This window comes from Candidatus Flexifilum breve (genome assembly GCF_016713355.1).
Genome location: NZ_JADJPI010000011.1, coordinates 383,813 through 397,119, shown reverse-complemented (window position 1 = coordinate 397,119; position 13,307 = coordinate 383,813). Strand labels below are relative to the sequence as shown.

Annotated in this window: 17 protein-coding genes; 11 read left to right on the top strand and 6 right to left on the bottom strand. The window is 57.2% G+C overall.

Annotated elements, in window-relative coordinates:
* Positions 1-10 precede the first annotated feature (10 nt).
* From IPK17_RS13550 to IPK17_RS13535, 4 genes are all read left to right on the top strand, one after another.
* Complete coding sequence (locus IPK17_RS13550; protein ID WP_343418225.1) at positions 11-145, top strand: hypothetical protein; 135 nt, start codon at positions 11-13, stop codon at positions 143-145.
* A 540-nt stretch (positions 146-685) separates the two neighbouring features.
* Entirely contained in the window at positions 686-1,375 is a 690-nt protein-coding gene (locus tag IPK17_RS13545) for a response regulator (RefSeq protein WP_343418224.1), read from the top strand.
* On the top strand, positions 1,372-2,478 hold the full coding sequence (locus IPK17_RS13540; protein ID WP_343418223.1) for a sensor histidine kinase: 1,107 nt from the start codon (positions 1,372-1,374) through the stop codon (positions 2,476-2,478). Before IPK17_RS13545 ends, IPK17_RS13540 begins: the two co-directional genes overlap by 4 nt.
* 95 nt (positions 2,479-2,573) lie before the next feature.
* On the top strand, positions 2,574-3,134 hold the full coding sequence (locus tag IPK17_RS13535; RefSeq protein WP_343418222.1) for a hypothetical protein: 561 nt from the start codon (positions 2,574-2,576) through the stop codon (positions 3,132-3,134).
* Positions 3,135-3,210: 76 nt separating this feature from the next.
* Here the strand turns inward: IPK17_RS13535 and IPK17_RS13530 are convergent, their stop codons facing one another.
* The 3 genes from IPK17_RS13530 to IPK17_RS13520 all read right to left on the bottom strand — a co-directional run bounded on the left by IPK17_RS13530 (position 3,211) and on the right by IPK17_RS13520 (position 6,136).
* Entirely contained in the window at positions 3,211-3,834 is a 624-nt protein-coding gene (locus IPK17_RS13530) for a c-type cytochrome (RefSeq protein ID WP_343418221.1), read from the bottom strand.
* A 245-nt stretch (positions 3,835-4,079) separates the two neighbouring features.
* A complete protein-coding gene (locus IPK17_RS13525) occupies positions 4,080-5,483 on the bottom strand; it encodes a sensor histidine kinase (RefSeq protein ID WP_343418262.1) in 1,404 nt (467 codons plus the stop codon).
* Complete coding sequence (locus tag IPK17_RS13520) at positions 5,483-6,136, bottom strand: response regulator (RefSeq protein WP_343418220.1); 654 nt, start codon at positions 6,134-6,136, stop codon at positions 5,483-5,485. The genes IPK17_RS13525 and IPK17_RS13520 overlap by 1 nt, the downstream gene beginning before the upstream one ends.
* Positions 6,137-6,329: 193 nt before the next feature.
* Here IPK17_RS13520 and IPK17_RS13515 point away from each other — a divergent pair, with 193 nt between their 5' ends.
* From IPK17_RS13515 to IPK17_RS13490, 6 genes are all read left to right on the top strand, one after another.
* Positions 6,330-6,764: a PCYCGC motif-containing (lipo)protein gene (locus IPK17_RS13515; RefSeq protein ID WP_343418219.1), complete on the top strand. Its 435-nt coding sequence runs from the start codon at positions 6,330-6,332 to the stop codon at positions 6,762-6,764.
* Between the two features lie 6 nt (positions 6,765-6,770).
* Positions 6,771-7,235 (top strand): cupredoxin domain-containing protein, encoded by a 465-nt coding sequence (locus tag IPK17_RS13510; protein WP_343418218.1) that lies wholly within the window; start codon positions 6,771-6,773, stop codon positions 7,233-7,235.
* On the top strand, positions 7,232-7,735 hold the full coding sequence (locus IPK17_RS13505; protein ID WP_343418217.1) for a DUF1573 domain-containing protein: 504 nt from the start codon (positions 7,232-7,234) through the stop codon (positions 7,733-7,735). Before IPK17_RS13510 ends, IPK17_RS13505 begins: the two co-directional genes overlap by 4 nt.
* A gap of 52 nt (positions 7,736-7,787) precedes the next feature.
* Entirely contained in the window at positions 7,788-8,693 is a 906-nt protein-coding gene (locus IPK17_RS13500; RefSeq protein ID WP_343418216.1) for a 4Fe-4S binding protein, read from the top strand.
* 62 nt (positions 8,694-8,755) lie between these two features.
* Positions 8,756-9,130: a hypothetical protein gene (locus tag IPK17_RS13495; protein WP_343418215.1), complete on the top strand. Its 375-nt coding sequence runs from the start codon at positions 8,756-8,758 to the stop codon at positions 9,128-9,130.
* Positions 9,131-9,133: 3 nt separating this feature from the next.
* Positions 9,134-10,168: a c-type cytochrome gene (locus IPK17_RS13490; protein WP_343418214.1), complete on the top strand. Its 1,035-nt coding sequence runs from the start codon at positions 9,134-9,136 to the stop codon at positions 10,166-10,168.
* Positions 10,169-10,246: 78 nt separating this feature from the next.
* Here IPK17_RS13490 and IPK17_RS13485 read toward each other — a convergent pair whose 3' ends face one another.
* The gene (locus tag IPK17_RS13485; protein WP_343418213.1) at positions 10,247-10,993 is read right to left on the bottom strand and encodes a DUF7482 domain-containing protein; all 747 of its coding nucleotides are present in this window, start codon (positions 10,991-10,993) and stop codon (positions 10,247-10,249) included.
* Positions 10,994-11,382: 389 nt separating this feature from the next.
* Here IPK17_RS13485 and IPK17_RS13480 point away from each other — a divergent pair, with 389 nt between their 5' ends.
* The gene (locus IPK17_RS13480) at positions 11,383-11,733 is read left to right on the top strand and encodes a cupredoxin domain-containing protein (protein WP_343418212.1); all 351 of its coding nucleotides are present in this window, start codon (positions 11,383-11,385) and stop codon (positions 11,731-11,733) included.
* Positions 11,734-11,836: 103 nt separating this feature from the next.
* Here IPK17_RS13480 and IPK17_RS13475 read toward each other — a convergent pair whose 3' ends face one another.
* Positions 11,837-12,364, bottom strand: coding sequence for a DUF305 domain-containing protein (locus tag IPK17_RS13475; RefSeq protein WP_343418211.1), 528 nt, complete (start codon positions 12,362-12,364; stop codon positions 11,837-11,839).
* A 195-nt stretch (positions 12,365-12,559) separates the two neighbouring features.
* A complete protein-coding gene (locus IPK17_RS13470) occupies positions 12,560-13,189 on the bottom strand; it encodes a DUF305 domain-containing protein (RefSeq protein WP_343418210.1) in 630 nt (209 codons plus the stop codon).
* Positions 13,190-13,307: the final 118 nt, after the last annotated feature.

Sequence of the window (13,307 nt, the reverse complement as noted above, 5' to 3'; positions counted from 1 at the left end):
GAGACCTGTCATGACCCTGAACCGCAAACGGATTGTCCAAATACTCATCGTGATCGTCGTGATTGTCGCGCTGCTGCTCACCATGCACATCCTCGTCAACAATTTCGATCTATTCGGCACGCTGCGCTCGCTACACGGCGGGTGATCCATTCTATGCTGATGAGACGAGGACAACTTTTCGCTTCTGTCCTCGTTTCTTGAACAACCGTCATGATCATCAAAACACCCCGCTCAGCAATGACTTGTATCGCCTCTATAGGGATGAGCCTGCTGCCAAGAAGGGGCTTTCTTGCTTTATACGCTATTTGGCGGTTCTGCATTTTCCTAGATTTGCCTATCTTGGAAGCAGTGTATAGGAATAGAATGAAAGATGTGTCCAATGGTTAGAGACCCCGTGTCCGGTGTTCTACTCGACCCACGATTCGCGGTTGCCATTCGTGAGCATGGCGGAGAGTAATTTTACTTCGCTACCCAGGAGAGTGTCGATCAGTTTGACGACGATCCGCATTACTACGGACATCCCGATCCGGATGACCATCTGACACCGCACCAACACTGATCGAATGGATCGTGGCTCAGGGAACAGCCGCCAGTACTTGAGAAATTGCACCGGGTAGTGGCGGCATTGAGTGAAGAATTGTGTTGGATTGATAGCTCACCCAAGCAGCGAATTGGCAAATTTGCAGTGGCAACCATTCTTGTAATTGATGACGAGGAGAGCATCCTCAACGTTGTTGAAGCCTATTTGAAAGCGGATGGCAGCACCGTCTATACCGCGCGGGACGGCGCGGCGGGACTCGCGGCGTTTCAACGCTACCAACCGGACTTAGTGATCCTCGACATTATGCTGCCAGAGATGGATGGACTCGAAGTGTTGCAGACGATCCGGCGCACCTCGGCGGTCTACATCATTTTACTCACCGCCAAATCGGAAGAGTTCGACCGCGTCATGGGATTGACGGTTGGCGCGGACGACTATCTCACCAAGCCGTTCAGCCCGCGCGAACTCACGGCGCGGGTCAAAGCGGTGCTGCGGCGCGGACGCGCAGCGCCACAAGATGAGCGGCAGGTGTACGCCTTTCAACACCTCAAAATCGACACGCAGCGCTATGAGGTTTGGTGCGACGACGAGTTGATCGAGCTGACGGCTCTGGAGTTTAAGCTGTTGGCAGTCCTCGCAACCTATGCCGGGATGGTGCTGAGCCGGGAGCAGCTCCTCGAACGGGTATGGGGCTACGATTTCTACGGCGAAGATCGCGTGGTAGATGTGCATATCGGTCACATCCGGCAGAAGCTGGAGCGTGATCCCGCCGATCCCCAGTTCATCCTCACGGTGCGCGGCGTCGGCTACAAGTTTGCGGACACCAAGCGATGAAACTCTCTCAGAAGCTGTTTCTGTCTTACGTCGTCGTCGTCCTGATCGGATTGGTTGTACTCTCGGTCGCCACGGCGTTTGTCGCCCCGGTCAATTTCACTGAGACGATGACGCATATGCGCGGCATGGGGTCCGGCATGATGATGGGCGAACGCCTGACCGAACTCGATGCCGAATTTGAGGCGGCGTTTCGCCAGTCCCTTAATAACGCCTTGATCCTTGCCGGTATCGCGGCAATTCTGTCCGCCGTGGTCGTAAGCTGGTTCGTGAGCCAGCAGATCACGCAGCCCATCCGCTCCTTGGTCGCGCTCAGTCAGCAGATCGCCGGGGGAAGTTATAAGCAGCGGCTCAAACTCGAGACTCAGGATGAATTCGCAGAACTGGTCGCGAGCTTTAACCGCATGGCGGAATCCCTCGCCAGTACAGAAGCCATGCGCGTGCAGCTTATCGGCGATGTCAGTCACGAACTCAAAACGCCGCTCGCCGGGATCAAAGGCTACATGGAAGGGCTGCAAGATGGTCTACTGCCCGCCACGCCTGAGACTTTCGAACTGATCCACCGCGAAGCTGATCGGTTGCAGCGTCTGGTACAGGACTTGCAGGAACTTTCCCGCACTGAATCCGGTCAGATTGTGCTCGATCTCCGCTCGTACCTGCCAGAAGTCATCGTCAAACCGGTTGTTGAGCGTATGCGCCCTCAGTTTGTCGATAAAGCCATCGATTTTGCAGTACTCATGCCGGCAGATCTACCCATAGTACAGGCCGATTGCGACCGTTCCATGCAAATTTTGACCAATCTGCTTGGCAATGCGCTGCAATATACAGCCAGCGATGGACACGTCGAACTCGTGGTCAGCAGTGAGCATGAAGCAGTGCGCTTTTCAGTCCACGATACCGGCATCGGCTTATCCAGTGAAACCCTGCCTCATATCTTTCAGCGCTTTTACCGCGTGGACAAATCCCGGTCGCGTGGCAGCGGCGGCACCGGGATCGGGCTGACGGTTGCCAAACACCTCGTCGAGGCGCAAGGTGGACAGATCGGCGCTGGCAGCGAGGGACTTGGCAAAGGCAGTCGATTCTGGTTCACGCTTCCCATCGCCTGAACTTTACAGAAACTTCACACAAGCGACATTACCTTACCATGCAGCTCTGGCATGCTAGACACAATCACATGTGTTTGGTAAGCAAGGAGCTTGTAATGATGCGTAAGTTATTCGTCTTGGTGATCGCCGTTGTCGCGCTGCTGAGTATAGGTGTCTTGTTCGTCGCGGCACAGGATGATCAGCCGGTTGCCCCCCAATGCGGTTATGGCATGATGGAGGGCATGACAGGCATGCACGGTATGGGCAGTATGATGGGACAGGGTCGCGGGATGATGCTGGGGATGGACGACATGCCCGGAATGACGGCGGTCGCTGAAGCGCTCGGCATGGAACCCACTGCGCTAATCGAGGCGCTGCACTCTGGTCAAACCCTCACTCAGATTGCCGAAACGCAGGGCGTTGACGTGCAGGTGGTTACTGATGCCATGTTCGCGGCGGCGGAAGCCCATCTAACGGAACTGGTCGCCGCTGGCACGCTGACGCAGGCACAGGCGGATGAACATCTCGCCACGATGCACGACCACCTCGCCGACATGACGATGTTCTCCGGTACGGGTTGCTCGATGATGGGGGGCATGCAGGGCATGGAACACATGAACGGCATGGGCGGCATGATGGGACGCGGTCACGGCATGGGGATGGGGCGGCACAACTAATTCGTGCAACTTTACGTCAAGGCATAACTGTGTGGCGGAGGTTTTAACCTCCGCCACTTTGCGCTACCGCTTGGGCTTACTGGGGCAGCGTGATCAGATACGCGATCAGATCGTTCACGTCCTGCTCACTCAAGAGCTGCCCATAGGTTTGCGGCATGAGTAAATCAGGAAAGCCGGGGACAACGTAATCGCTCGGATGCAGAATTGACGTGCGGATATAAGTAACCACTTCGTCCATCGAGCGCTCGGTATGCGGCGTCTCGGTCGCTTCGGCAGTGCTCGCGCCGTGTTCATGACTGGACGGATCATGACCGGGGTTGCCCACATTGAGGAGCCCGGGACCAATCAGGGTTTCCGTGCTGTCCACGCGGTGACAGGTCGAGCAGGCAAACCCCGTCGTCGGCTGCAGGGTGTTGAAGAGTTCCGCCCCACGATCTGGATCACCCAGCGCCATGGCGAGCGCCATATGGGCTTCGTCGCTGTGTTCATCTGCCGCTTCATCGTGACCATGATTGGCGGCTTCTGAAGGCACAAAACCACAGCTGAGCGCGAAATCCTGATAGGTCTGCCCCGCATTGTACACGGTGATGAGCGCTGTTTCGGGATCAGCTTGATAAATGGCCTCAAGATTGGCGAGGGCGTTCGCGTAGGCTTGCTGCTGCAAGACAAAGCTCTGAATGTCGCATTCGGGGGTTGCCATGGACATGGACCCCATGTCTCCCATGGTGGCGTGGTCTTGACTGGCTGGTTCAGCCGTCGGTGTTGGGGCTTGGTCTTGTGCCCAACCGACGCTGTAGATCAGTAGGAAACTCAAGAGAGCCGTGAGGAGAATGATACGGAATTTCATGAACAGGAAACCTCCAAAACTTGCAAATACGAACCTAAAGGATCGGTTTGCCCACAAGACAAACCGTGAATCCACATACCTAGATTACGCGGGTAGGATCAGAGCGGAATAGAAAATGACACGAGGGTTCCCCGTCCCGGCGTCGAGTCCACCGTCAGCGCGCCGTTGACAAGCTGCGCCCGTTCCCGCATTCCGATCAAGCCAAAATGCCCGATGCGCGTAAAGTCGCTGAAGTAGGCCGGCACCGAGAAGCCTTGGCCGTCATCCCGAATCGTGAGCTGCACCTTCCCAGCATTGAACCCCAATTGCACTACGATCTGATCAGCTTGGGCATGATGCGCGGCATTGTTCAGCGCCTCCTGAGCGATGCGATAGATTGTGAGTTCTTGTTCGGCTGTCAGGCGCACGACCGACCCGCGAATTTCCAGTTTCGCTTGCGCCTCTTTAGTAAGGACTTCCAGCGCGCTCACCAATCCCAGTTCTTCCAGATAATGCGGATGCAGCGCGCGGCTGAAGCGGCGCACTTCCTCAATCGCCTCGCCGATCATGTCGCGCAGTTCTTCGATGCGCGTGTCCGCCTGAGCCTGGTCACGATGCAGCGCGCGCTGCGCCATCTGCGCTTTGTGCCCCAGCGCGATCAGCGTTTGCACGGTTTCGTCGTGCAGTTCACGCGCCAGTCGTCCGCGTTCTTCTTCCTGCGCGCGCGTGACTTCGCCGACATAATCGTGCAGCGCCGCCTGATAGCTTTGGACCTGGGCGGCCATGTCGTCAAGCGCGTGGCTCAAGTCTTCAATCTCCTGTACGCCGCTGATGTGCTCTTGATAGGCGCGGAAATCGCCTTTCCCGATGCTCAACGCCCGCAAACGCAGCTGCCGGAGCGGTTGCACCACAAAGCGCACACCAAAAAAGAGGGTCAGCAGCGACACGGCGGCGGCAGTAAACAGGATGAACGGCATCAACTGCTCAAACTGGATCAACGGTACAGTGACCGAATGCCAGCCTTCGCGAATCAAGAGCACCCAGTTGGTATTGGGCACCGGCGCATAGGCGATGACATCATCCTGCTCCGAGGCAGGGCTGGGAAACAGCGCGCCATTTTCACGCTGGAGCGCAGCTTGCACGCCCTCCCATGCCAGTAAAGCCGTCTCACTGGGGATATCGCCCTGATGAAACAGCACCCGCCCATTGGCGTCCAGCAGGACGAGGGTCGTCACTGCTTCCTCATGATCCATGCGCAGAATCCCGTGTAGATCCAGCGAATCCGCCGCGACCGCTGCCGGGTCAATATCCTGACGCAGGGCTTGGTTCTCGACGCTGACGGAGACCAGTTCTGCCATCACCGTCACCAACCGCGCATTCTCTTCAATGGCGAGCGCGCGCATCGAGCTTTGATGACTGCTCACGCCGCTGAGGGCAAACACGATCAGGAAAATCGTCAGCGGCAGCACCGTCCACAGCAGTACCTGAGCGCGCAGCCCATGTAACTGGTGCGGCAACCGCATCACGCCTTTTGCTCCAGTTGAATGATGTTGAGCTGCAAGGCTTTCGTCACGGCTTCGGTGCGGCTGTTCACGCCGAGCTTGCCGTAAATGCTGGCGAGATGCCCCTGCACGGTACGGTCGCTGATCGACAATTTCATGCCGATCCCCTTGTTGGTCAGACCGCCCGCGGCAAGTTGTAAAATATCGCGTTCACGGTCGGTGAGCGGCTCGTCCGGCGTGCTGGCAGATGTGCCCACGACGAGATGGGTGAGCACTTTCTGGGCGATTTCCGGTGCGATGGCCGACTGTCCGCGATAGACCGCCCGTACCGCCGCCGTGATCTCTTCGGCTTCCGCATTCTTCATCACATAGCCGTTCGCGCCGGCTTGCATCGCCGCAACGACAAACGGGTCATCGTCATACGCGGTCAGGATGACGACGCGCACGGGCAGTTTCTGTTCGCGAATCCAGCGGGTGACCTCGATCCCGGTCGCGTGCGGCATGCGCACGTCGAGCACGGCGACATCGGGCTGTAGGGTACTCAATAACTCTTTCGCCTTCGCCCCGTCGCTCGCTTCGGCGATCACCTGGATATCACCTTCTTCTTCAAGGAAATCGCGAATGCCCTTGCGCACCACGGCATGGTCGTCGGCGAGGATCACCTGAATAGCCATACTTCAATCCTGTCATCCACAGTTATCGATCTGATTATAGAGCGTGTCTTTGCACCCACATGCGTCATATTGCTTGCTTTTGTGCCCCCTTGATCCCCGCCAAATGGCGTGCCGCGCCGCGCCAAACAGCGCATGAAAGCGCAGGTGAGACAAGTTAGGATTTTCACAAATCACGTTTCGATAGGAAATAATTGTGATCAAGCGCCTATTTCTCCTGTTGGTAACCGTCCCCCTGTTCATTTCGAGCTGTACCGGCCAGCATCTGCCGTACGCCTTAGCTGATGAAGCGCAATTGCCCGCCTTTCTCGCGGATGCCCCGCCGACAGTGCGCGAAGCGTACCGTTTCGCGATGGCGAATATGGAAGAAACTGCCAAGTACCCCTGCTACTGCGGCTGCGGCTCGATGGGCCACATGAGCAATCTGAACTGCTACATTCAGGATGTGGATCGCGCGGGCAACATCACATTTGATGAGCATGCGGCGGGCTGTGGTATCTGTGTGGACATCACGCAGGATGTGATGCGTCTGCTTCGCGAAGGCAAATCTTCGCCTGAAATTCGCACCTATGTCGATGCGACGTACAGCGCCTACGGCCCATCGACAAATACGCCGCTGCCGCAGGGATAAACCGCCATGCCCCCCCTGATCGTCAAACGCCGTCTGATCCTTCTCTGCGCGCTGCTGGTTTTTGTCGCCGTATGGTTCGTCCCCCTACCCGCGCTGCGAGCCTCTGGCACTCACGAATTCAGCCTCGACATGCGCCAGTTCGAGTTCACGCCGGGGCGTATCGAGGTGCAGCAGGGTGATCAGGTGACGATCACGCTGAGCTCGTCCGATGTGGTGCATGGCTTTTATCTGGACGGCTACCAGATCAACCAGCGGGTTGAACCGGGTATTACCCGCCAGATCACCTTCACTGCCGATCAAACCGGGAAGTTCCGCTACCGCTGCGCGGTGAGCTGCGGGGCACTGCATCCCTTCATGATCGGCGAACTCGTCGTCAACAACAATTTCCCCTTCTGGCGGGCGCTGACGTTGCTCGGCGTCAGCCTGATCAGCACTCTCGTTTACCTTTATTTTGGAGCAAACAAAGCATGAGTTCCCAAGCGAAACAAATCGCCGCCCGCGTGCAGAAAACGACGACGCCACATCCCCCCTCCCGGTTACCTCTCATTCTGGGCCTTGGGGCAATCCTGGTAATCGGCGCACTTCTGCTGTCCGTCCTCGCCAACCAGCGCCCACCTTACACCCCCGAAGTCACAGGCAGAGCCGCCGTACAGGTCAGCCAGACAAACTTCGATTACGGTGACCAGCACTACAACAATCCGGTCACAACTGAATTCAAGGTCAAGAACATCGGCGATCAGACGCTCCTCATCCTTGGTGATCCGCAGATTGAAATCCTCGAAGGCTGCTGCCCGCCGCGCGTCTCGACGAGCAACCGCCATCTCGCGCCGGGGGACGAAGCCACCGTCAGTTTCACCTTCTCGATGCACGCCGGGATGGATGGCCCGCATCATTTCCGTGTACATGTCCGCACGAATGATCCTGAAAACCCCGACCAGTACGTCGAAGTCTACTCCAACTGGATTCCGTGAGCCGATTATGATCACCCTACCCCGCCCAGCTCCACCATCGGCGCGTCCCGCTATGCCGGCAGCGCTGAAGACACTGCTGAAAGCGCGCTGGTTTCAGCCGGCCTTGCAGTTGATCACGCTGTTCGGGTTCACGCTGGCGATACTGGCGGGGTTCTTCGGCACACCTGCCGGAAGCCGGAATTTCGGCATCGTGTTCGTCTGGATCGTGTGGTGGGCGCTCCTCATCATCGTCCTCGTCCCGTTCTTCGGGCGCGTGTGGTGTACGGTCTGTCCGCTTCCCGCGCCGGGGGAATGGTTGCAGCGACGCGGCATTATTCGCCGCACGCCCGGCAAACTACACACGCTGGGCAAACGGTTCCCGAAGCGTTTCAAGAACATGTGGCTGCAAAACTTCGGCTTTCTGGGGATCGCCAGCTTCAGCGCGATCATCCTCACCCGCCCGCATATCAGCGCAGGGGTGCTGCTGGCGTTTGTCCTCGCGGCACTCGGCTTGAGCCTTGTCTACGAAAAGCGTGTGTTCTGCCGCTATGTCTGCCCGGTCGGTGGATTCATCGGCTTGTACGCGATGATGGCACCGCTTGAACTGAGGGTGCGGGACTGCAAAACCTGTCTTGAACACGGCGCGAAAGACTGCGTCGTCGGCAACGACCAAGGCTATGGCTGTCCGTGGATGGTTTACCCCGGCAACCTGAAGCGCAACACCTACTGCGGCCTGTGCTTCGAATGTATCAAAACCTGCCCGAAGGACAACATCACCATCCGACTGCGCCCCTTCGGCAGTGATTTGTTCGTCGCTCAGGAACGGCGGCTCGACGAAGCCTACAAAGCGTTTATCATGCTCGGCTGCGCGCTGGTCTACTCAACCGTGCTGCTCGGGCGTTGGGTTGGCTCAAAATTGGGCGAACATGGACACGCTCCCCCACTGGCTGCTGTATGCGGCGGGCTTGTGGCTGTTTAATCTGGTGCTGCTGCCGGGACTCTTCTGGGGCGGCGTGGATCGGACGGAAACTCGCAGGCGAAATGAAAATCCGCGATCTGTTCGTGGCTTTCGCCTATACGCTCGTCCCGCTCGGCTTAGCCGCATGGATCGCCTTCAGTCTGGGCTTTGTCTTCGTCAACGGCAGTTACGCACTCTCCGTGCTTTCCGATCCGTTTGGCTGGGGCTGGAACTTGTTTGGCACTGCTGACGCTGCATGGACACCGTTCGCACCGCAGCTTCTGAGCTTCCTGCAGGTCGGCGTCCTCAGCGTCGGCTTGATGTTCGCCGTGAATACCGCCTACCGCAGCGCGCGGCAGTTTTACGCCGATCACCGCGGAGCGTTCACCGCCATGCTGCCCGTCGCCGGTCTGCTCACGCTGATCACAGGCGTGTTTATGGTCTTGTATCTGGGATAAAGCATGTTCAAGCGGTCTGAATTCATCGCGCGGCTCACCGTCGGCGTCATCCTGATCGGGCTGCCCGCGCTGATACTGGGCTATCAGTTCATCGTGCGACCGCAGTTGAGCGGCATCCGCACGATTGACATTTCCGCCTCCAGCCCGGAAAACGGCGGCTTTCAACCGAACAGCTTCAGCGTCACGGCGGGTGAAACGGTCATGCTGCGATTCACCTCGATCGATGTCACGCATGGCGTGGCGATTGGTCCGGGGCTGGGTGTCGATCTAGGACAGATCGATCCGGGGCATATCAAAGAAGTCACCCTGACCTTTGATGAGGCGGGCACCTACACCTTTTACTGCAATACGTGGTGCAGCGTCAATCACTGGCGGATGCGCGGCGTCATCGACGTCCGCGATCGGGTGAACCCGAATGTGATCCCCACGGCACTCCCCGATCCCGTGATCGCCGCGCTGGTGGCGGAAGGCGTTGATATTGACGCGTCGGTTCACAATCGATCAAGTGCGATGAGCAGCATGCCGATGGACGACGCACCGGTGCTGGTCGAACGCCCGTCGGCGGAACGCGGCGCGACCATCGCTGCTGCGCTCACCATTCCGACAGAATTTCAAGATGACGCATGGCGGCAGTCCCACACGCCGCAGCAAGCAATTGCGCTCCTCCTTACGCAAAATCCGAACACCCCGCAAACCGATTTAGCCGATGCCGTCGCGTATCTATGGACGCGCTCAGCAGCGTCAGAATCGCTCGCGAGGGCAGCGCCGTATTACGCGCAAAACTGCGCCGCCTGCCATGGGGAAACGGGCGGAGGGGATGGCTTTATGGCCGCTCAAACCGCTGAAACGCCCGTCGCCTTCGCGGACCCGAATTATCTATTCACCATGCGCGGCGATGTCCTGTACGCGAAAATCCGGCGCGGCGGCATGGGCACCGATATGCCCAACTTCGGCACGCTGCTCACCCCCGATGAAACATGGGCACTCGTCGATTACCTGTGGTCGCTGTCCGTCGAGCCGAACAACAGCAACCGCTAAGCACACCCTACTCTTACCCAAAATAAAAGCAGGAGATGGATTGACCGTCTCCTGCCGCTCATCCAATGCGCTGGCCGGTTAGCGCTGGCCGTCCGGCCACACGAGGATGGGCATGTTCACGACTACGCCGGGCACCTCAATCACGACTTCGCCCGCCGTTTCCGCCGCCAACACCGCTTCGACGCTCGTCAGTTCGCGCGCTTCGACACCGTCCTGCCATGTGACGAGATGAACTGACCGCAGCGGGGTGTAGCCTTCAACACCCGGAACCGAGTCGAACACATCCGGTTGATGACCGAGCGGACCCATACCGTCGAGGCCGTTGGTGAACACATAGACCGCGCCGAGCAGTTCTTCAGGAACCTCGGCTAAGCTGGGGACCGTGATCACATCCGTGCCCATCATGGCGGTTAACACTTCCGCGACGCCGGGATCCGACGCTTCGGGATGAACGAAATACACATCCCCGCCATTGTAATAGGCGAAGGCCAGCGGCGCGAGATCATCCACTGAATAGCCGCTGTCCATCTCCATCGCCATGGCGCCCATTTCCGGAGTCGCCGTGGCTTCCATCGCCATCTCGCCACCATGCATCATGCTCATCATGTCGTGCATCTGGTTCATCATATCGCGCATATCAGCCGACATGTCCATGCCCATCATGCTCTCCATCATGGACATCATCGACTGCATCATGGACATGTGATCTGCCTCGTCACTGCCTTCCATCTGCATGCCGCCCATGTCGGCTGGAGAGTCGGTCGCTTCAGGCGTCGCCTCAGCTTGTCCGGCATGATGGGCGGCATGGTCAACCGTCGGCGTCACAGGGGATTCCTGTGCGCTGCTCACGGTCATGGGAAGTACGAGCAGAAGCCCGAGAACACAGAGAAGTCCGAGTTTTATTTTCATCGCTAACCTCGTCTTGAAGAATACTGTCAGAGGAGTATATGAGAGAGCATCCCTGAGCACATCGCGAGAATGGCGTGCTGTCACCCCGCTATTTGGCGGGTGCGCTTAGGGTCTCAAATAGGCAAAACAGCCTACGCTGAACCCGCTAATCGCACGTGGTGCGACCGCGAACTCCTGATTTATAGTCCAATGCGTGTCAGGAGGTTGAAATGCGGCTTAAAAGAAAGCATACGCACGCTGTCAGGCACTCATCTTTGTCGCGGCGGTTACTCTATCTTTCCATGCGAATTTTACTGGCAGCCATCTTGGGTGTTCTGGCATACCAGCTCGCCTCGACCCCGCTCGCCCGTGGAGATCAGCATATTGCGCTGACGATGGACATGGGCGGCTACGATACTTCGGTTATTCATGCTCAAATTGGGCAGAATACCACCATTCACCTGACGAGCCTTGACCATGCCAATCATCCCGATGGGGGCGGTCAGCATCAGTTTGCCGTGGATGCGCTGGGGATCGATATCATCGCTCCGCCCCTTGGAAGTGAGGCATTCAGCTTCACATTCGAAACGCCCGGTGTTTACACCTATTACTGTGACACCTGTTGTGGCGGGCGCAGCAGTCCAACGATGCAGGGAACACTGGTCGTGGCCAGCTAAGCGTGTGTTTACAGGCGCTGACTGTTTGCCAACGCCTGGTGCCACGCACCTGCCCTTGCCTGTAGGGCGAGGAGTATGTAGCCAAAATTTCATAAGCTAGGTTTCAAGGTGTATCCCCAAACTCAGGCACTGGGCGCGCTTCAGCATCAGCTTGTGCGGCAGCAATGCCGTTCTGACGAATATCCTCAAGCAGCCAGTTCATCTCCGCGATTTCACGACGCTGCGCCTCGATAATCTGATCAGCAAGTTCCTTGACGCGAACATCCTCGATTTGCGCACGTTCGCTGGTCAGGATAGCGATGGAGTGATGTGGAATCATGGCACTCATATAGGCGGAGTCGCCAACCGTGATTTGGCTGCGAACCAGCCACAGCGCGATCAGAAAAACGATGACACTACCGACATAGATCGCAATATTGAGTCGCTTGTTACTGAACATCTTCCGCATGAAACTGAGCATGATTACCGCCATCGTCGCGCCCATCAGCAGTGTCATAAACAAGCGCGTCTCGCTCCAGCGAACATCTGACAGTTCGTAGGTATTCAGGTACATTACGCCGTACATCACAATCATCGAGGTGAGGATCATCGCTCCAAAGCGAAGATAACCCGAACGCTTATCCTGGTTCATCACATGCCTTTCCGAACTCATAGATGAGTATAAGAACAGGTCGAGTAGATGCTGAGATTAGCGAGCGGTTAAGGATTGCAGCATGGGGATCGAGCAAGCATCTTGCTGTTGAGCGGTCTTTCTTTGCGAAAGACCGCTCAAGAGTATAACAAAAATAGTTAAGCGACACAGACAATCTATGTCGCTTCGGGCAAGCTACTGATTTTCGTGCGCCGCAATCAATTCTTCGTAGCTGTTGATTTCCCCTGTCTGGGCAGTGATGATGGCTTGTGCTAAAGCGCGTAGTTCCGCGTGTCCAGTTTGATCCGCATCGCGTTCCAGTAGACGCTCAGACATATGCACCGCATCGTCATGATGATCGACCATTGCCTCGAACCATGCGACCTCGTAGTCAGCGCCTTCCAGACGGTTGAAACCGGCGAACATCCCCATCATCACTGCGGGGTCGGTCGCAGGCATCCCCGCCATGTTCATCCCGCCATGATCCATATCCCCCATCTCATCACCCATCATGTCTGCCATGGATACGGGGGCATAGTCAATGTTGTACCAGTCTAGCAGCCATGCCTGCATCTGCTCAATCTCCGGCTGCTGAGCATCAACAACGGACTGACAGACTTCGGTGAGCGAATCGGAAACATCCGTGCGCACCAAACAATCGAGCGCCATGTCAATCGCCATCTGATGATGATCAATCATGCCTTCCATATACCGCACTTCCGCCCGCCCAATACGTCCTTCAACCGGTGCATCGGCAGATACTAAGGAGGGGACAATGGTCAAAATGGCGAATAGAAGCGCCGTTACCGTCAAGGTATGTTTCATCTGAATACTCCCTGTTAGCTTGTTCACCCGAAGTATCAGTGATATTTGTCATGTTTTTTACCCGCCAAATCGCCTGTTTTTGGCATAGATTTGCCCCGCCAAATGGCGGATGCACAGC

Coding starts and splice junctions, on each gene's coding strand:
- IPK17_RS13475 (WP_343418211.1), bottom strand. CDS start 12,364: ATGAACCAGGATAAGCGTTCGGGTTATCTTCGCTTTGGAGCGATGATC.
- IPK17_RS13550 (WP_343418225.1), top strand. CDS start 11: ATGACCCTGAACCGCAAACGGATTGTCCAAATACTCATCGTGATCGTC.
- IPK17_RS13500 (WP_343418216.1), top strand. CDS start 7,788: ATGCCGGCAGCGCTGAAGACACTGCTGAAAGCGCGCTGGTTTCAGCCG.
- IPK17_RS13470 (WP_343418210.1), bottom strand. CDS start 13,189: ATGAAACATACCTTGACGGTAACGGCGCTTCTATTCGCCATTTTGACC.
- IPK17_RS13495 (WP_343418215.1), top strand. CDS start 8,756: ATGAAAATCCGCGATCTGTTCGTGGCTTTCGCCTATACGCTCGTCCCG.
- IPK17_RS13530 (WP_343418221.1), bottom strand. CDS start 3,834: ATGGCAACCCCCGAATGCGACATTCAGAGCTTTGTCTTGCAGCAGCAA.
- IPK17_RS13505 (WP_343418217.1), top strand. CDS start 7,232: ATGAGTTCCCAAGCGAAACAAATCGCCGCCCGCGTGCAGAAAACGACG.
- IPK17_RS13535 (WP_343418222.1), top strand. CDS start 2,574: ATGATGCGTAAGTTATTCGTCTTGGTGATCGCCGTTGTCGCGCTGCTG.
- IPK17_RS13520 (WP_343418220.1), bottom strand. CDS start 6,136: ATGGCTATTCAGGTGATCCTCGCCGACGACCATGCCGTGGTGCGCAAG.
- IPK17_RS13490 (WP_343418214.1), top strand. CDS start 9,134: ATGTTCAAGCGGTCTGAATTCATCGCGCGGCTCACCGTCGGCGTCATC.
- IPK17_RS13540 (WP_343418223.1), top strand. CDS start 1,372: ATGAAACTCTCTCAGAAGCTGTTTCTGTCTTACGTCGTCGTCGTCCTG.
- IPK17_RS13525 (WP_343418262.1), bottom strand. CDS start 5,483: ATGCGGTTGCCGCACCAGTTACATGGGCTGCGCGCTCAGGTACTGCTG.
- IPK17_RS13510 (WP_343418218.1), top strand. CDS start 6,771: ATGCCCCCCCTGATCGTCAAACGCCGTCTGATCCTTCTCTGCGCGCTG.